This window comes from Moorena sp. SIO3I6 (assembly GCF_010672095.1).
This window is the reverse complement of record NZ_JAAHHU010001754.1, coordinates 1-1,017: the sequence shown is the minus strand read 5'-3', so window position 1 is coordinate 1,017 and position 1,017 is coordinate 1. Positions and strand designations below refer to the sequence as shown.

1 protein-coding gene is annotated in these 1,017 nt (G+C 44.1%); it reads right to left on the bottom strand.

Translation table 11 applies throughout. The features are described 5' to 3' along the window. Positions 1-174 precede the first annotated feature (174 nt). Positions 175-1,017: hydratase (locus F6K49_RS52880; protein ID WP_293111131.1), on the bottom strand; the 843-nt coding region annotated here is incomplete at its 5' end.

Sequence of the window (1,017 nt, the reverse complement as noted above, 5' to 3'; positions counted from 1 at the left end):
GACTTTTTGCCTAATTGTAAAAGCGATACATCGCTACTCCCGACTCCCGACTCCCGACTCCCGACTCCCTACTCCCGACTCCCGACTCCCGACTCCCTACTCCCGACTCCCGACTCCCGACTCCCGACTCCCGACTCCCTACTCCCTATTCCCTTTGTTATACCGGACTTAATATTACTCAAAACTAACGGATATTTCTACCTTGTCTTTTGGATCTAATCCAATATATTGAGCACGAATAGTAGTACCAGATTTAACAGGAACTAGGGGAGTCATGGAGCCTAAAGACAGTAAATCGCCTTTCTTCAAAACTTTACCTGATGCCTTCAAAGAATCTTTTAACCAAAGTACTACCTGTAACGGATTCCCTAATAAAGCACTACTTTTACCAACAGCTAACTGATTGCCAGCCTTATCTACCATTACAATCTTGATATTTTTTAATCGTTCTTCCCAATCAGGGGTAGCAGATAAAGGAATCGGTGTTCCTAAAACTCCCAAGCGAGCACCGACATTAATGGCTGCCAAAGCAGTGCCATTAAGACTCACTTTTGGGTCATAAACTAAATCTGGTAGTTCCATGAAGGGAATGACAGCATCAAGAGCAGCTAATGCTTCTTTAGGGGTAGTAGCACTATTAATCTCTTCGCTACCAACTCTAACGATTAAGTCTCCTTCATATACAGGTCGAGCACCAAAGTTGGCAGGGAGAACCGCTCCACTTTTGAGCAACATTTTTTCGAGAAGTACACCTCGTAAGGGTTCAGAGACTTTGAAGCGCTGTTGAGCAGCAGGATTAGTCAGTCCAGCTTTGTAACCTACAACTTTGCCTAAACTAGAGCTCAACTGTTGTACAAATTGGTCTTGCAAAGCCTGAGCTTGTTCAAAGGTTAGCTTAGTCGCAACTGCCCTAGCTGGGGTTTTGTTGAGATAGCTAGTTGTCAATTCCTCCACCAGACGAGCATCAGGGGTTTGATCTAAAACTTTAGTAGAAGAGCTACTAGTTGAGTTGGAGTT